The 15,310-nt window shown below is 60.8% G+C and carries 15 protein-coding genes; 12 read left to right on the top strand and 3 right to left on the bottom strand.

All coding sequences use genetic code 11. The features are described 5' to 3' along the window. Window positions 1-285 precede the first annotated feature (285 nt). Entirely contained in the window at window positions 286-570 is a 285-nt protein-coding gene (locus tag HB376_RS35455) for a hypothetical protein (protein ID WP_255631748.1), read from the top strand. A gap of 274 nt (window positions 571-844) precedes the next feature. Here the strand turns inward: HB376_RS35455 and HB376_RS35450 are convergent, their stop codons facing one another. Continuing rightward, window positions 845-2,005: a citrate/2-methylcitrate synthase gene (locus HB376_RS35450; protein ID WP_213768365.1), complete on the bottom strand. Its 1,161-nt coding sequence runs from the start codon at window positions 2,003-2,005 to the stop codon at window positions 845-847. Window positions 2,006-2,104: 99 nt separating this feature from the next. Here HB376_RS35450 and HB376_RS35445 point away from each other — a divergent pair, with 99 nt between their 5' ends. Next, the gene (locus HB376_RS35445; protein ID WP_213768364.1) at window positions 2,105-2,626 is read left to right on the top strand and encodes a DinB family protein; all 522 of its coding nucleotides are present in this window, start codon (window positions 2,105-2,107) and stop codon (window positions 2,624-2,626) included. 88 nt (window positions 2,627-2,714) lie between these two features. Here HB376_RS35445 and HB376_RS35440 read toward each other — a convergent pair whose 3' ends face one another. Further along, on the bottom strand, window positions 2,715-3,278 hold the full coding sequence (locus HB376_RS35440; RefSeq protein WP_213768363.1) for a GNAT family N-acetyltransferase: 564 nt from the start codon (window positions 3,276-3,278) through the stop codon (window positions 2,715-2,717). A gap of 323 nt (window positions 3,279-3,601) precedes the next feature. On the opposite strand from HB376_RS35440, the gene HB376_RS35435 reads away from it, so the two are divergent. Further along, a complete protein-coding gene (locus tag HB376_RS35435) occupies window positions 3,602-4,351 on the top strand; it encodes an SH3 domain-containing protein (RefSeq protein WP_213768362.1) in 750 nt (249 codons plus the stop codon). A 1,490-nt stretch (window positions 4,352-5,841) separates the two neighbouring features. Here HB376_RS35435 and HB376_RS35430 read toward each other — a convergent pair. Then, window positions 5,842-7,149 (bottom strand): MFS transporter, encoded by a 1,308-nt coding sequence (locus HB376_RS35430; RefSeq protein WP_213768361.1) that lies wholly within the window; start codon window positions 7,147-7,149, stop codon window positions 5,842-5,844. Window positions 7,150-7,339: 190 nt separating this feature from the next. Here HB376_RS35430 and HB376_RS35425 point away from each other — a divergent pair, with 190 nt between their 5' ends. The 9 genes from HB376_RS35425 (at window position 7,340) to HB376_RS35385 (ending at window position 15,106) form a co-directional block, all read left to right on the top strand. Then, window positions 7,340-8,080 carry a GntR family transcriptional regulator gene (locus HB376_RS35425; RefSeq protein WP_213768360.1) on the top strand — a complete coding sequence of 247 codons (741 nt, stop codon included), beginning with the start codon at window positions 7,340-7,342 and terminating at the stop codon, window positions 8,078-8,080. 42 nt (window positions 8,081-8,122) lie between these two features. Continuing rightward, window positions 8,123-9,799 carry a malonate decarboxylase subunit alpha gene (gene mdcA / locus HB376_RS35420; RefSeq protein WP_213768359.1) on the top strand — a complete coding sequence of 559 codons (1,677 nt, stop codon included), beginning with the start codon at window positions 8,123-8,125 and terminating at the stop codon, window positions 9,797-9,799. A gap of 6 nt (window positions 9,800-9,805) precedes the next feature. After that, the gene (locus tag HB376_RS35415) at window positions 9,806-10,663 is read left to right on the top strand and encodes a triphosphoribosyl-dephospho-CoA synthase (RefSeq protein ID WP_213768358.1); all 858 of its coding nucleotides are present in this window, start codon (window positions 9,806-9,808) and stop codon (window positions 10,661-10,663) included. Window positions 10,664-10,678: 15 nt separating this feature from the next. Then, entirely contained in the window at window positions 10,679-10,981 is a 303-nt protein-coding gene (locus HB376_RS35410; RefSeq protein ID WP_213768357.1) for a malonate decarboxylase subunit delta, read from the top strand. Next, complete coding sequence (locus tag HB376_RS35405) at window positions 10,978-11,823, top strand: biotin-independent malonate decarboxylase subunit beta (RefSeq protein WP_213768356.1); 846 nt, start codon at window positions 10,978-10,980, stop codon at window positions 11,821-11,823. The genes HB376_RS35410 and HB376_RS35405 overlap by 4 nt, the downstream gene beginning before the upstream one ends. After that, the gene (gene mdcE / locus HB376_RS35400) at window positions 11,823-12,668 is read left to right on the top strand and encodes a biotin-independent malonate decarboxylase subunit gamma (protein WP_213768355.1); all 846 of its coding nucleotides are present in this window, start codon (window positions 11,823-11,825) and stop codon (window positions 12,666-12,668) included. Before HB376_RS35405 ends, mdcE begins: the two co-directional genes overlap by 1 nt. Then, window positions 12,653-13,294 carry a malonate decarboxylase holo-ACP synthase gene (locus tag HB376_RS35395; RefSeq protein ID WP_213768354.1) on the top strand — a complete coding sequence of 214 codons (642 nt, stop codon included), beginning with the start codon at window positions 12,653-12,655 and terminating at the stop codon, window positions 13,292-13,294. The genes mdcE and HB376_RS35395 overlap by 16 nt, the downstream gene beginning before the upstream one ends. Continuing rightward, window positions 13,291-14,220, top strand: coding sequence for a malonate decarboxylase subunit epsilon (gene mdcH / locus HB376_RS35390; protein ID WP_213768353.1), 930 nt, complete (start codon window positions 13,291-13,293; stop codon window positions 14,218-14,220). Before HB376_RS35395 ends, mdcH begins: the two co-directional genes overlap by 4 nt. Before the next feature lie 166 nt (window positions 14,221-14,386). After that, a complete protein-coding gene (locus HB376_RS35385) occupies window positions 14,387-15,106 on the top strand; it encodes a DeoR family transcriptional regulator (RefSeq protein ID WP_213768352.1) in 720 nt (239 codons plus the stop codon). Window positions 15,107-15,310 lie beyond the last annotated feature (204 nt).

Genomic DNA, 15,310 nt, shown 5'->3' with positions numbered 1-15,310 from the left:
GACATAGGGTAAAGCCTGCCAAAAACTGTGCGCTATCTTCAGATTAATAACTTCGCTGTCCATTCCGCATCATGAGAGGCAAATGCCTTGTTTACGGCATTGCAAGCGGGAAGCGCAGGCTTTTCCATCAAAAGGCGGCGGGAGCGGGAAACAAAACCGCCCCGCTCGTTCATCGCCATGGGTATGGGTATTGGCAGAATGAGCAGCCTGATCAGCGATGTCCGGACGAATTGATTGCAGCACCCTTCCTGAGGCAGCTCAGCGAAGCAGACGAGATATCAGCAAATGAGCGCTTTAAAGAAAGCACCGTCGCTTAATCCCGGCAACTTGATGCCCGCAAGTTTAGCCGATCACCAGCTTGACCATATCGAACGCATGGTCAGGTCCGTCGTGCGCGTCAGTTCGGCTGGACCCGTCCACGGCATGGACCAGGAGTACTGGGAAAGCCGGCTCCGGGTCCTGATGAATGAGAGCGATCTTGTGGCCGTGCAACAACACCGGGTGAAACGATTGTTACTGGATCTGGCCAAGCGCGCACGGCCGAACGCACTGACACAAACGGCAGCGTGAATCGCGAAAGGACGAGCGGAGGTCTGGAGAACGAGCGGTAAGCGCAGGCACGGGTAGCGACCTGGAAGCCTATTGAGGGCGGTCACACGGGATCGACAGCGAATCTCGCCGATGCCGCGCGCAATCGCCACGACTGGCATCAAGCCGGTGATCTATGAGCATTCGGCTTCGAGCAAATCGTCGATGCTTACCGCTTCCTTGCAAGCACAGCACATTTCGGAAAATCGCCATCGACCTGGATGCTTGAACTAATGAGTCTGCCGCTCGGGCAGACTCACTCCGCGGGCTTCGGTTGTAACCCGACATAACGTGCGCGAGGCCGGATCAGGCGGCCCGTTTGCGCTTGCTCCAGCGCGTGCGCGAGCCAGCCAGCACAGCGCGCAAGCGCGAACAGCGACAGCGGCGCATGCGTCGGCAGATCGAACGCAGCGGCAAGAACCGCCAGCGCGAAGTCAACGTTCGGCCGCTCGCCAACCGCCCTCTCCACGCATGTGGCAAGTTCCGCGTAAAGCGGCGGCACGCTTACTGTGCTCAGCAGAGCGCTCGCCCTTGGGTCCCCATCGGCATATAGCGGATGCCCGAACGCCGGAAACGCGCGGCCTTGCGCCAGCCAGTTATGCACGGCCGCTTCAGGGCCGATATCGGCTGCCAACTCGATCAGCGCGCGAACCGACGACGATGCCCCTCCATGCAACGGTCCAGTGAGCGTAGCGAGGCCAGCCAACACGCCAGCCGATAACGACGCGCCGGTGGACACGGTGACGCGCGCCGCGAAGGTCGATGCATTCAGTTCATGATCGGCGAGTAAAACGAGGGCGCGCCGAATTGCGTCTTCCGCCTCGCTGCGTCCCCACGATACGGCCATGCGCTCGCTTAACGTGCGTCCTGCGCGCGAAGAAGCTGTACCGCCAAGGATGGCCTGTGCAAGCGTCGAAAGCACGCTGGCGGCCTCGTCTCGCAGCACAGCAGGCGTGCGTCCACTCGATGGCAAATCACGCGCGCTACGCCTGGCCAAAGCGACGAGACTCGCGGTCAAAGGATCGTCGGCGCCGGCGGCCTTGCGCGTAACCGACGGTTTGATCAAGACCGCATCGGTCTCCCATAACAGCCCGGTGACTTCCTCAAACGACGCCGCGTTCGCGAGCTCGACGGCATCCCGCCCGCGATACCAAAGCTTGCCATTCGATACCGTCGAGATAGCGGAAAGCAAAACGGGATCACCCCAGTCGATTGTCTGCGCTGCGACCTTCTCGACCTTGCGCTGTCCGCTACGGCGCTCCGCCATCCGCAATACATCGTCGCGGTGATAAAGGCTGCGGCGAGGGTCTGTCTTATCGGACTTTGCGCGGATTTTTCCGCGACTCACGTTCGCATACAGCGTCTGCGCGCGGACGTTCAATACGCTCAAGGCCTCGGCCGCCGTCATCCATGCCATGGGGATCTCACATTGATGAATTGAATCAAGATTGACGTCAACTCTATCAATATTAATATCCATGCAGGACGAACGATTTAAAGCCGCAAGGAGGACGACATGCAGAGCCTGTTCAAACAGCACTTCGACACATTCGCGCGCTACAACGCCTGGGCGAACACACGACTCTTCGATGCCGCCGCGCTCCTCAGCGACGCCGATTATCGAGCGGACCGGGGCGCGTTTTTCAGATCGGTACACGGGACGCTCAATCACTTGCTCGTGACCGACCGCGTATGGATGTTTCGTTTCACCGGCGAGGGGAATTCACCTGACAGGCTCGACGCGATCCTCTTCGAGGAACTTGAGTCGCTGCGCCATGCGCGTGAGAGGGAGGATGCACGGATCGTGCGGCACGTAACAGGGCTTGATGATGCTTCGCTGGAAGGCACGATCACGTACCGGCGCGTCTCCACGCCGGACGCGATCACGCAACCTCTCGCGCCTGCACTCGCGCATTGGTTCAATCACCAGACGCATCACCGTGGCCAGGTGCATGCGCTGCTGACCGGTATAGCGGGACGAGCGCCGGAACTTGATCTGCTTTTTTACCAACGTCTCGCGGAGAAGGGGCTTGCTTGAGCGACAGCTATCGCGTGCCACGCTGTTTTCCTGTTTGTCAGGGAACTGCCGCCCGCGCTCGCCCTGCGATGAAGCGGTTAGCAGTTACTCAGGTCCCGCCGAGCGCGCAACAGTATCGAAGCTCGGTCAGCCACTTGCCGCCGAGTTGAACGCCTCTGCTCGAGTTATCGCAGACAAAGCCGCTTCGTTTATAGAAGGCGCGCGCGCGACGATTGTCCAGCAAGACCCACAGGGCGACATCGGTATATCCCGCGGACTGCAGCGCGTGCCGGGCAGCATCGATCAGTCGCTTGCCGACGCCTTTACGCCAGAAAGCCGGCGCGATGTAAAGCGTCTCCACTTCGGCCCAGCGATGATCCTTGTCCCCATCCCGTGAGTCCCCGAATGCGACCCAACCGAGAATCGCGTCGTCGGCATCGGCATCGGCATGAGCGATCAGCACCCGGGGCCTTCCGGCGATGATCGACTTGCGCCATGCCTCGCTTCGTTGCGCCACGGCCAGATTCGCCAGGTAGGCCTCGGGCAGGATTCCCCGATAAGCCGCCTGCCATGAGTCCACGTGAATCGTGGCGATAGCCTGCGCGTCTTCGACCGTGGCCTCGCGTATTCCAACAAGCATGCGGTGTCCCTGGTTGATGTTGGTTGCGACCATGACGCCGCTTCGAGCGTCTCCATCTCGGGCGGGAGCGCCGCGATCCTCGTAATCCTCATGCCAGGTGTCGTCGCCATTCTGCGTCAACGGTGGATTCGCCGCGGCGACGCTTGGGCGGACCCCAAGCGCTGCGGATCATCAGGGACGGATTCAAGTTTATCCAAATTTCTGTTTCGGGAGGTTTCACCCGCATAGACGCCATGAAGAGTGAACTCCATACTTGCTTAATCCGTCCGGCTTTCGGGATGTCGGGATCGAATACTGCTATTAAGGGGACGGTCCCGATAAGCATCGGAAGTCGCACTCCCACGATGAGAGGCCATATGCGAAAACAATTGCTTCAATGGGGTTGTATTGGATTTGCGGGGTTGCTGGCGTTGCCGGGTGTGACGTTCGCGCAGCAGCAGGCGTACACGAATAGCCCGGTCAACATGCGCGCCGGGCCGGCGAGCGACTATCCGATCGTGACTCAATTGCCGGGCGGCGTGCCCGTCACGGTCATGGGTTGCGTCAGTGGCTACACCTGGTGCGACGTGGTGGTGCCCAACTTGCGCGGCTGGGTCTACGCGGGGCGTCTCAGCTATCCGTACCAAGGTGGCAATGTCCCGATCCTGACTTACGGAACCACGATCGGTTTGCCTATTGTGACGTTTTCCATCGGTTCGTACTGGGGCAGTTATTATCGCGGCCGCCCTTGGTATAACCAGCAATCACGCTGGGCGAATCATCCGCCTCCTGGGCGCGGTCCCGGCCGCCCGCCGGGTTATGGCGGACGTCCTCCGCCGGGACCGCAGCCCGGTCATGGCGGCGGCCGTCCTCCTGGACCACCACCGGGTCAAGGTGCGGGTGGACGTCCTCCCGGACCACCGCCGGGTCAAGGTGCAGGTGGGCGTCCTCCCGGACCACCGCCCGGTCATGGCGCTGGCGGCCGCCCTCCAGGGCAGCCCGGCGGCGGTGGGCGCCCTCAGGGACCACCGCCGAGTCATGGCGGCGGAGGGAACAATGGTGGTGGCCACGGCGGTGGGGGGCAAGGCGGCCACGGCGGTGGAGGCAACCAGCAGCAGCACGGTTAACCGCTATCTTTTGACGGTCGGCGGCAATGGTGCGCCTCTGCGCCGCCGGCAACATGCGGGCGACGACGGAAACATCGCGGGTTTCGCGTCGCTTGCGCCTGCGCCAGGCATTTGGAAATTTGCCTTCCCGACCAGACGCCTGCTTCGGCGGGCGCTTGAAGCACCGATAAGAAAAGAAAACGCTACGCGGGATAGCAGAACACTCGAGTCAGCAACAATGCTGCAAGCCGATGTTTCGACGCCGTGCAAGCATTAAGACTTCCGCCGCCAAGATGGCTTTTGTGCTGCTCTGGTCGGGAGGATTCCCGATAGCGAAGATGGCAGTCGGATATGCACCGCAGCTAACCTTGCTGGCGTTGCGATATGGATGCACCGTCTGCCTGCTCATCCCGCTCTTCGTCATCATCAAGCCTGCGCTGCCGAAGAATCGAACTGCCTGGGGAAATGTCGGGTTGGTGCTTTCAGTGTTAGTGGTCGGGGTCTATGCTGGGTTGGTGCTTTCAGTGTTAGTGGTCGAGGGTCAATGCCGGGTTGGTGCTTTCAGTGTTAGTGGTCTGCGAGAGTCGGATTTTCTCTTTATCACTATTAGCCACTGTGCGTGGCGGCACGTCATTTCTTTGTCCAAAGCGACAAAGAAACGAAGCAAAGAAAACGCTTTCAAACACGCTACCCTAAGTGTCCACAGCGTGCAGTTTTCATTCATGGGTGCCCCAAAAGCACGGTGCTCGCCAGAGCCACGGATGTGTGAACCCCTCCTTCTCGCGAATCCTGACACGAACACGCTTCGCCCCGTACGCTCTCGGGCAAGCACAATTGCCAATGAACCCGCACGGCCTTACAGATATTTACGGCTGCGGTTTTTTGACAGGTTAGCTACTTGGTCTGTGCGACCGTATTCATAGGTCACAGCTTGATGCGTGTTTGTGGTTACCGCTTCAGTTTTTGTGAATTGGCTGCGCGTTCTGTACAGCTATTTCGTCGGTTACGGCCGCCCGCATCTTCGCGACCTCATTTCCAGCAGGGTTGGCGACGTGGTTCGAGGCGCGTACACATTTGGAGGGAGGTTGTCCGCGGATAGCGCGGGGTGCTCCTTGGGCAGGTTCAATCACTGGTGGCGAAGCGTGTGGGTATCGGTGTTCGGAGAAAGAGGGGTTCACACATCCGTGGCTCTGGCGAGCACCGTGCTTTTGGGGCACCTATGAATCAAAACTGCACGCTGTGGACACTTAGGGTAGAGCGGTTAAAGCGTTTTCTTTGCTTCGTTTCTTTGTCGCTTTGGACAAAGAAATGACGTGCCGCCACGCACAGTGGCTAATAGTGATAAAGAGAAAATCCGACTCATGCAAGCCGCTAACGCCGAAAGCAGCAACCCGGCATAGACCCCTGACCACTAACGCTGAAAGCAGCACCCCGGCATAGACCCCGACTACTACCCCCCAAACCACCACCCCCGACCAACATCCCCTCCCCGTCCACCAGCGCGAGCGCCCCTAACCTGGTAAATCCTGCCCCTTCGTTTCCGGCGCGAACGGAATCACCGCCAACCCGATCACAAACGCGATAGCGGTCAGCGCAATAGGCATGCCGAGCGTCTTCATGTGCAACACCATCGCGCCGATCCCAAAATTCACAATAGCCCCAAAGAAGCGCCCTATCGAAGTGCAGAACGCAAACGCCGTCGCTCGAACGCGAGTCTCGAACTGCTCCGGCAACCACAAACTGAACAACGCGAAATTGCCGCCAAAAAAACCAAGCACGACCAACAGCGCGATGAACGGCACGAGTCCATTCTCTAGATAAAACGCCCAACCAAACGCCAGTGCGATCGACACCGCCATGCCCACGAAGTACACCGCGAGCGTGAGTTTCCGCCCAATACGTTCGGCCATCGGCGGCAACGCGAGACAGCCGATGATCGTTCCGATGGACAACAAACCCGTCGCAATCGACGCCGTCCTGGATGCATCCGCCTTCGTCATTCCAGCTTTGGTCGCAAGCTGAATAACCGCCGACGGTTCATACACCGCGCCCGCCCACAGTCCAATAATCGCAACAGTCAGCAACACAGTCGCAACGATCGTGCGCTGCCGATATTGCGCCGAGAAAATCGATCGCAGCGAACCCGCCTTCTTGACCACGGTTGCCTCGACCTTCTGCCACTTGTCGGTTTCCTTCACGCGCAGCAACACCACAATGGACACCACCACCGGCACGATACCGACAAGGAACATCGCGCGCCAGCCGAAGGTCGCGCCGATCGTATAGTTGAGTGCGGCGGCCATGAAGAAGCCCGCGTAATACCCCGTCTGGAGATACCCCGCGCCCATCTTGCGGCGATCCTCCGGCCACGCTTCCGCCACATAGGTCCCGGCCAGCGCCCACTCCCCGCCAATACCCACGCCCGCAAGAAAACGATAGATACCCAGCTCCCAGACGGTATGTGAAGTCGCCGCGAGTCCGGTAAAGATCGCGAAGGTGAAAATAGTGGCGGCAAGCACCTTGGTGCGTCCAAAGCGGTCAGCGAGCGGCCCCCAGATGAACGACAGCCCCCAACCCACAAGGAACAGCGCGAACAGGATGGAGCCTGCCAGCCCGACATTCGCGGGCGTGGCTGCATAGCCGGACTTCGGCAGCAGTTCAGTCAGCGCAGGCGCCAGCACCAACGCATAGATGAAGGAGTCCATGCCATCGAGCGTCCATCCGGCCCAGGCACCCCAGAAGCCTACGATCTGTGTCCGGTTCAGTGGCGTACGGATGCGCCGGTTGGCGCCTATCGAACGTTCCAGCGTGCTTGGCATGACTGTCTTCCTGGTAGGTGTAAACCTGAATGAGTCTGATATGAACGACGCGCTCTGTTTGCGAGTCCGGACGTCTGCGCTTGAGCACCGGGTCTGCTTTTCAGGCCCCAAAAGTGCATTTTCATATATAATATTTGAAAATGAGCTGTTGACCACTCCGCACTTGTACCTAGCTTCGGTAGAAAAAAGCATGAAAAACGAGCTGAATCCCCTTTTTCGCGAGGCGCAATTCGAGCCACGCCAGAGCACGTCGCGTTATATAGCGGACGCGTTGCGCTCGGCTATCGTGGAAGGCACGCTTCTGCCGGGCGAACCGTTGCGTCAGGACGCTATTGCCAGGCAGTTCTCCGTCAGCGCCATTCCTGTGCGCGAGGCGTTCAGGCAGCTGGACACCGAGGGCTGGGTCACCATCGAGCAGAACCGTGGTGCGTCGGTCAGCCTGCAATCGCCCGATGAGGCCCGCGAGATCTATGAGATCCGCGCGTCGCTGGAAAGTCTGGCGATCGGCATTGCGATCGAGCGTCATACAGACGCAACACTGGCCGAAGCGCGCCGATTGCTCGAGGCCGCCGCCAGCGAACAGGATCAGGCGCTGTATGTAGTACGTAATGAGCAATTCCACATGAGCCTGTACGCGCCCGCTGAGCGCCCCCATTTGATGGAGTTGATTGGTACGATGCATCGGCGGGGCGAGCGTTATCTGCGGCTCAAGTTCGGCATGCCCACGTTCAAGGGACAGTCCGACGCCGAGCACGAAGCCATTCTTGACGCACTGCATGCCCGCGATATCGAAGCGGCGCAAACGCTGGTCGCACGCCATCTGCTCGCGACCGGCGAACTGGTTTATCGTTTTCTCCACGACGCTCAAGTGCAGGCTCAAGCCACGCAGCCAAAGAAGCGTCGCCGTCCTTCCACTGCGCGGTCAGCCTGAGCGCTGATTTCGTTCCGCTGATCCTGCTCAATACGAGGCCACATGAATCCTCCCGCACAAGCCGACACCACCCCAGCACCGCGCCAGTGGAACACGCGTGCGCTGGAAAAGGCCCGGCGCCTGAAGGCTATCGAAGGCTGGCTCGACAACGGTGTACTCAAGGCCGAACGCATTGTCGACGCCCTGGAAACACTGATTCAATCTGGTGATCGCGTCGCGCTGGAAGGCAACAACCAGAAGCAGGCCGACTTTCTTTCGCGCGCATTCGCGAAGCTTGATCCAGCGCGTGTGCATGACGTTCATCTGCTGATTTCCAGCATCAGCCGGCCCGAGCATCTGACGCTGTTCGAACGCGGCATTGCGCGCAAAGTGGACTTCTCGTTTGCGGGACCGCAGAGCCTGCGCGTCGCGCAGTTGCTTGAAGACGGGCAGCTCGAGATTGGTGCGATCTATACGTATATAGAACTGTATGCGCGCATGTTCATCGACCTGACGCCGCAAGTCGCGCTGGTCTGCGCGGTGCAGGCCGATCGCCACGGCAATTTGTATACAGGTCCGAACACCGAGGACACGCCGACCATTGTTGAGGCGACCGCGTTCCGTCATGGGATCGTGGTGGCGCAGGTGAACGAGATCGTCGATGAACTGCCGCGCGTCGATATCCCCGGCTCGTGGGTCGACGTCGTCGTGCAGGCCGACCGGCCGTTTGCCGTCGAACCGCTGTTCACGCGCGATCCACGTCATATCGGCGAATTGCAGATCCTGATGGCGATGATGACCATACGCGGCATCTACGAGCGTTATGGCGTAACCGCACTGAACCACGGCATTGGCTTCGACACCGCCGCGATCGAATTGCTGCTGCCGACCTATGGCGCAGCGCATGGGCTGAAGGGCAAGATCTGCACGCACTGGGCGCTCAATCCGCATCCCACGCTGATCCCGGCGATCGAGAGCGGCTGGGTGGAAAGCGTGCATTGCTTCGGCAGCGAAGTGGGCATGGAGGATTACATCGAAGCGCGCTCGGATGTGTTTTTCACCGGCCGCGACGGCAGCCTTCGATCAAACCGCGTGTTGTGCCAGCTTGCGGGTCAATATGGCGTGGATCTTTTTATAGGCTCGACGTTGCAGATGGATGCCGACGCGAATTCATCGACCGTCACGCTCGGCCGCCTTGCCGGATTCGGCGGTGCGCCGAACATGGGACACGATCCGCGCGGGCGCCGTCATTCGAGCGCGGCGTGGTTGTCGCTGATGAAAAACGATGGACCGAACAGCGATATCGGGCGCGGGCACAAGCTCGTCGTGCAAACTGCCGAGACCTTCAAGAAGGGCGGTGAGCCGACTATTGTCGATGCCCTCGATGCAATCGCCGTCGGCAAGCAAAGCAACATGCCGATAGCCCCGGTCATGATCTACGGCGACGACGTAAGCCATGTCGTGACGGAAGAAGGAATCGCGTATCTACACGCGGCCGAAGGCGTGGAAGAGCGCCGCGCGGCGTTGCGCGCCGTGGCGGGGGTCACACCCATCGGCATGCGCGCCGACCCCGCCAAGACGGCGGAATTGCGGCGGCGTGGCATTGTTGCGTACCCGGAAGACCTGGGCATCCGGCGCGGCGAGGCGAAACGCTCGTTGCTGGCGGCACGGAGTATTGACGACCTGGTCGCGTGGTCGGGCGGGCTGTACCAGCCGCCGGCACAATTCCGTAGCTGGTGAAACGCGATGGCCTGCACTCAACCCGTATTCATCGACGTTGCCTGCGCTCCGTCGACCCTCGCGGATCTGGCAGTCATCGCGTTGATCGATGAGGCGTGCCTCACGCCGAAACCCGCGCTCGTGGACCGGCGTGGCAGCGGCGCGCATCGTGATCTCGACCTCGACACCATGCTGCGTTCGGCGCGCTCGTTGCGGCCGACTTTTCTCGCGCTGGCTCGCGCAGCCGTTGATCAAGAACCTTCGCAACGGCTGCGCGAACAACTTGCGCGTATCGGACGTGAAGGTGAAGTGGCGATGCTGCGCGCAACGAACGGCAGCAATGCGCATCGCGGGGCGATCTGGATTGTCGGCTTGTTATGCGCAGCCGCAGCAATGAGCCCTTTGGGAGAGCCCTTCGAACTTTGCGCGCAAGCGGCGGGCATTGCTCGCTTCGACGACCGTTTCGCGCCAGCGCCCACTGCGCTGAGCAACGGTGCGCGTGTGGTCCAGCGCTTCGGCGTGGCCGGCGCACGCGGTCAGGCTGCGGAAGGTTTTCCGCACGTGCTCGATGTCGGCTTGCCCGCGCTGAATCGATCGCGTCAGAACGGCGCAACCGAAGATGAAGCGAGGCTCGATGCACTGCTTGCCATCATCGCGACGCTCGACGATACCTGCCTGCTGCATCGCGGCGGCCAGGTCGCGCTTGAGGCCGCGCAAAGAGGCGCCCGCGACGCGCTGCAAGCAGGCGGCGCAGCACAACCGCAAGGCCGCGCCGCGCTCGCCCGCCTCGATCAACGTCTAACCGAATTGAACGCATCTCCCGGAGGCGCGGCGGATTTGCTGGCTGCCACCCTCTTCCTCGATACCCTGCCGCGCGTCGGCTGACGCGGAGAATACGCCATGGAAAACTTGCGCTACGAATATCCCGCCACCCGCCCCGTGCCGCAACGCGCGCACGTGGGCGTGGTCGGCTCGGGCGACCTGGAGATCCTCCTGTCGCCGTCGGAGAGTCAACACGCGGAAGTCGTGATCCGCACGAGCGTGGACGGTTATGAACACGTGTGGAAAAGCGTGCTAGACCGCTTCTTCTCGCGCTACGACGGCGCCGCGCGGCTCGAACTCAATGACTTCGGCGCAACGCCCGGCGTTGTCATGCTGCGGCTCGCCGAAGCGGTGGAAGCGAGCGAAGGAGACGTGTCATGAGCGTTCACGAAACCTTCATCGCCCAGCATAGTTTTATCGAACTGACCGCGCGTGAACGTGCCCGCGCATTGCTCGATGCCGGCACCTTCCGCGAGTTGATCGGGCCGTTCGACCGGCTCGAATCGCCGTGGCTCGCCATGCAGAATGTGGTCTGTCAGGCCGATGACGGCGCGGTCATCGCGCGCGGTACGCTTGGCGGTGAAGCGGCGGTCATCGCGGCGATTGAGCCTGCGTTTCAGGGCGGCAGCATCGGCGAGGTGTCGGGTACGAAGATCGCGGCAGCGCTTGAAATGGCCGTGCGCGAGTTCGAAGCAGGCCGCAAGATCCTGCCAGTGATCCTGTTCGAAACGGGTGGCGTCAGGCTGCAGGAAGCGAATCTCGGTCTCGCGGTGATCGCGGAGATTCACGCGGGAATCGTCGCATTGCGGCGGCATGTGCCGGTGGTCGGCGTGATCGGCGGCATGGTCGGCTGCTTCGGCGGGATGTCGCTGGCAGCGGCGTTGTGCACGCGGTTGATCATGACGCGGCAGGCACGGCTCGGGATGAACGGGCCTGAAGTCATCGAACAGGAAGCTGGAGTGGAAGAACTCGATTCACACGACCGGCGCCTCATCTGGTCGATGATCGGCGGCGAGCAACGCGCGGCCGTGGGCCTGGTCGATACCCTCGTGGAAGACGATACCGATCAGGTTCGCGACGCCGTGCTCGGCGCGTTCGCAAGCGGCGTGCCGGCGAGCCATCGAACAGAACAGGTCGATGCACAACTTGAACGGCTTGCGCGCGTGGACCCATCGGCAATCGATCCCGCTGTGTTGCGGACGCTTTGGCAAGGAGAGGTTTGATGAGCGCATCACGTGGGCAAATCTGGTTCGACGCCCTGACGTCGAACGCGTCGAACGAGCGCTCGGCTTCGGGCAATGAAGGCAACGAAGGCAACGAAGGCCCGATCCGCAGCGCCGACGCACCGCTTGGCGACACAAGCGCGCGTTTCATCACCGTCGTTCCCGATCCGCATAACCGCTTTCCGCGTGCGACCGATAACGTGGTCGGCCTCGAACAAGGCTGGCTGCTCGCGCGCGCCGTGCGCAACGCGATGGAGGCGGACCGCGATGCTCCGGTGAAGCGCCCGATCGTGGCTATCGTCGATGTGAAGAGTCAGGCTTATGGGCGCCGCGAAGAACTGCTTGGCGTGCATCTCGCGTGCGCCGCCGGCGTCGATGCATATGCAAGCGCGCGGCTCGCCGGTCATCCTGTGATCGCGTTGATTGTCGGCCCGGCGATGTCCGGCGCTTTTCTCGCGCATGGTTATCAGGCGAACCGGATCATCGCGCTGGACGCGGACGGCATCGCCGTGCATGCAATGGGCAAGGAAGCGGCCGCGCGGGTCACGCGCCGTAGCGTTGAAGGACTCGATGAACTCGGCGACCGCGTGTTGCCGATGTCGTACAAGATAAGCGCTTACGCGAAGCTTGGGCTGCTGCATGAGCTTATCGCCCGAATCAATGCGGATACGCCCGGGCACGAAGATATCGAGCGCGTGCGTGGGTCGTTGATCGCTGCCATTGAGGATACGCGCAAAGGTCCGCGTGATCTCTCATCGCGGTTGCAGTCGGCGGATGCCAAGCGGATTCGCGCGGCGTCAATAGAAGTCCGCAAGCGCATGGCGGAGCAATGGGACGCGTCGTGAGTCCCCATGACCTGTTGCGGCTCGCACCGGGTACGCCGGATTTCTCCGATGCCCCGGCGTGGGTTGCAGCATCGCTGAAGCAAGCGCCGTTCGTGGTGGTTCGACGGGCGGTGTCGGTGAACGCGCTGATCGCGGTCGGTATTCGCGGCACGATACGCAGCGAACGTTTCGGCTCATGGCTTGATCCGCGTTATGTTGAACAGGTCCTGGAACCCGAAACCCTTCTCGTAAACTCAAAGCCCTCAACAACGCGCGCAAAGTTGCCCGCGTTTGCATTGCTGCAAGCGGTCGCCCCAATCTGCGATGCAACCGGCTGCACGTGGGGACCTACTGGCAGCGTCGGCTTTGAACTCGCAAGCGGATGTCCAACGGTCACGCAAACGAGTGATCTTGACCTGCTGCTCCGCGCGCCAGATCGACTCGATCGCACCGCAGCGAAGCCATTATTCGATGCGCTCTCCCAGGCCGCGCTCGACCACGGCACACGCATTGATATGCAAATCCAGACGCGCGACGGCGCGTTCTCGCTGGCCGAATACGTGCATCCTGGCGCACGCGTGATGCTGCGTTGCGCCGATGGTCCGAAGCTCGCCGCCGATCCGTGGCAGACGAGTCAAGCGGCATGATCGCGTTCCTTTTCCCTGGCCAAGGCTCGCAATTCGCGGGATTTTTGCGCACGCTTGGAGGCACGATGCCGCACGCGCGCATTGGTGAAACCATCGAAGAAGCGTCCGACGTACTGCATATGGACGTGCTCTCGCTCGATCACGCCGATGCTTTGAGCTCAACCGTCGCCGTGCAACTCAGCTTGCTCGTTGCGGGCGTCGCGACTGTGCGAGCGTTGCAGGATGAAGGCATCGTGGCGGATGCGGTGGCGGGTTTATCGGTCGGCGCGTATGGCGCTGCGGTTGCGTGCAATGCTCTATCTTTCAGCGATGCCTTGCAGCTACTTCACCTTCGCGCGCAATTGATGGAGAGCGCTTTTCCGCACGGCTACGGGATGTTGGCGATATCCGGCTTAAGCGAGCGCGAACTGGATGCCGTCATCGCAAATGCTCATACGCAGGCCGCTTACATAGCAAATTTGAACGCGCCGCGACAGATCGTGGTGGCAGGTGCCGATGCCGATCTCGACCACGTTTCTAAACGCGCGCTGGAAGCCGGCGCGCGCAAAACCGAGCGGTTGGCGGTCAGCGTGCCGTCCCACTGCGTGCTACTCGACGATGCCGCTCGCGAACTCACCGAAGCCGCAAACAAGATCGCGTTCCGTGCGCCGACGATTCCCTATATCAGCAATCGCGGCGCACGGCCTTTGCGCCAGGCTGAGGCTATCCGTACCGACCTCGCGACGAATCTCCGATACCCCGTTCGCTGGCACGACTCCACTATTGTGCTGGGCGAACTCGGCGCACGGGTGTTCGTTGAAATGCCACCGGGAAGTACGCTGACGCAACTCGCGGAAGACGCGCTGCCGGGTATCGCCAAAGTTGCGATAGAACAGACATCGATTACATCGGCCGCCGCGCTGATCCGGGCGCGCGCCGCCGGCTAGTCGTGGTTAGTCCTTGAGCGTGCCGCCTGCTTCATCAGCCCTGCAAATGCAAAGCGTTTTCCCCGATCACCTTTCGCGGGGTCGCTTGTTATAATCATTTCATCTGGCGAACAAAATCTAACAACCACATTCACGACGTGCAGCTTGCGTCCACCGTCCTCTGCGAATGACCAAAAGCGATCGCTTGCGTGTTCTTGCCGATGCTTTGCGTGAGCAAAGTGTGATGCGTCTTCGCGATGCGGCGACCTTGCTCGATGTATCGGAGATGACGGTTCGCCGCGACATAGCGTCGAGTCCGGGGACGTTCACTTACCTTGGCGGTTATATCGTTCGCGCCTCGGATGTGCCGAACGGCGCGGGTTATACGATTGACGAAGAGCAGGATCATTTTGCGCAGGCCAAGGCGGAGGCATCGGCGGTGGCTGCGCGGTTGCTTGCGGACAACGAGACCATTTTCATCGATTGCGGGACAACGCTGACCACGTTGGCGCGGCTCATTCCGGCCGACATGCATTTAACCGTGCTGTGTTATTCGCTGAACGTGGCCGAGATTTTGCGGCGCAAGACCAACGTGCGAATGATTTTATTGGGCGGCGTTTATGCGCCTTCATCGGATTCGTTTTCCAGCGATGAAAGTATCGAGACGTTACGGCGGATGGGGATTAACAAGGCGTTTATTTCGGCTGGCGGGGTGGATCAGACGCGTGGCGTGACGTGCTGGAACTTCCACGAAGTCGCGATCAAGCAGGCGGCGATGGAGAGCGCGGTTGAAAGGCATCTGGTTGTCGATGCCAGCAAGTTGGGGAAGGTCAAGGCGGTGCGGTTTTCTCAGCTGGATCAGTTTGATTCGTTGATTACGGAGAAGGGGATGGAGGTGAGGAAGTGAGTTCCGTTCGCACTCGATCCGGGATTTGGGGGAGGGTTAGCCTGGGGAGGTGCTGGGTGGTCGGTTCTGGGGTTAGTGGTTCTGAGTCAATGCCGGGTTGGTGCTTTCGGCGTTAGTGGTCTGCGAGAGTCGGATTTTCTCTTTATCGCTATTAGCCACTGTGCGTGGCGGCACGTCATTTCTTTGTCCAAAGCGACAAAGAAA

Origin of the sequence: Caballeronia sp. dw_19, from assembly GCF_018449515.1 — a bacterium.
GTDB lineage: Bacteria > Pseudomonadota > Gammaproteobacteria > Burkholderiales > Burkholderiaceae > Caballeronia.
Note: the sequence above shows the minus strand (reverse complement) of the source record. Positions and strands in the feature narration are given on the sequence as shown.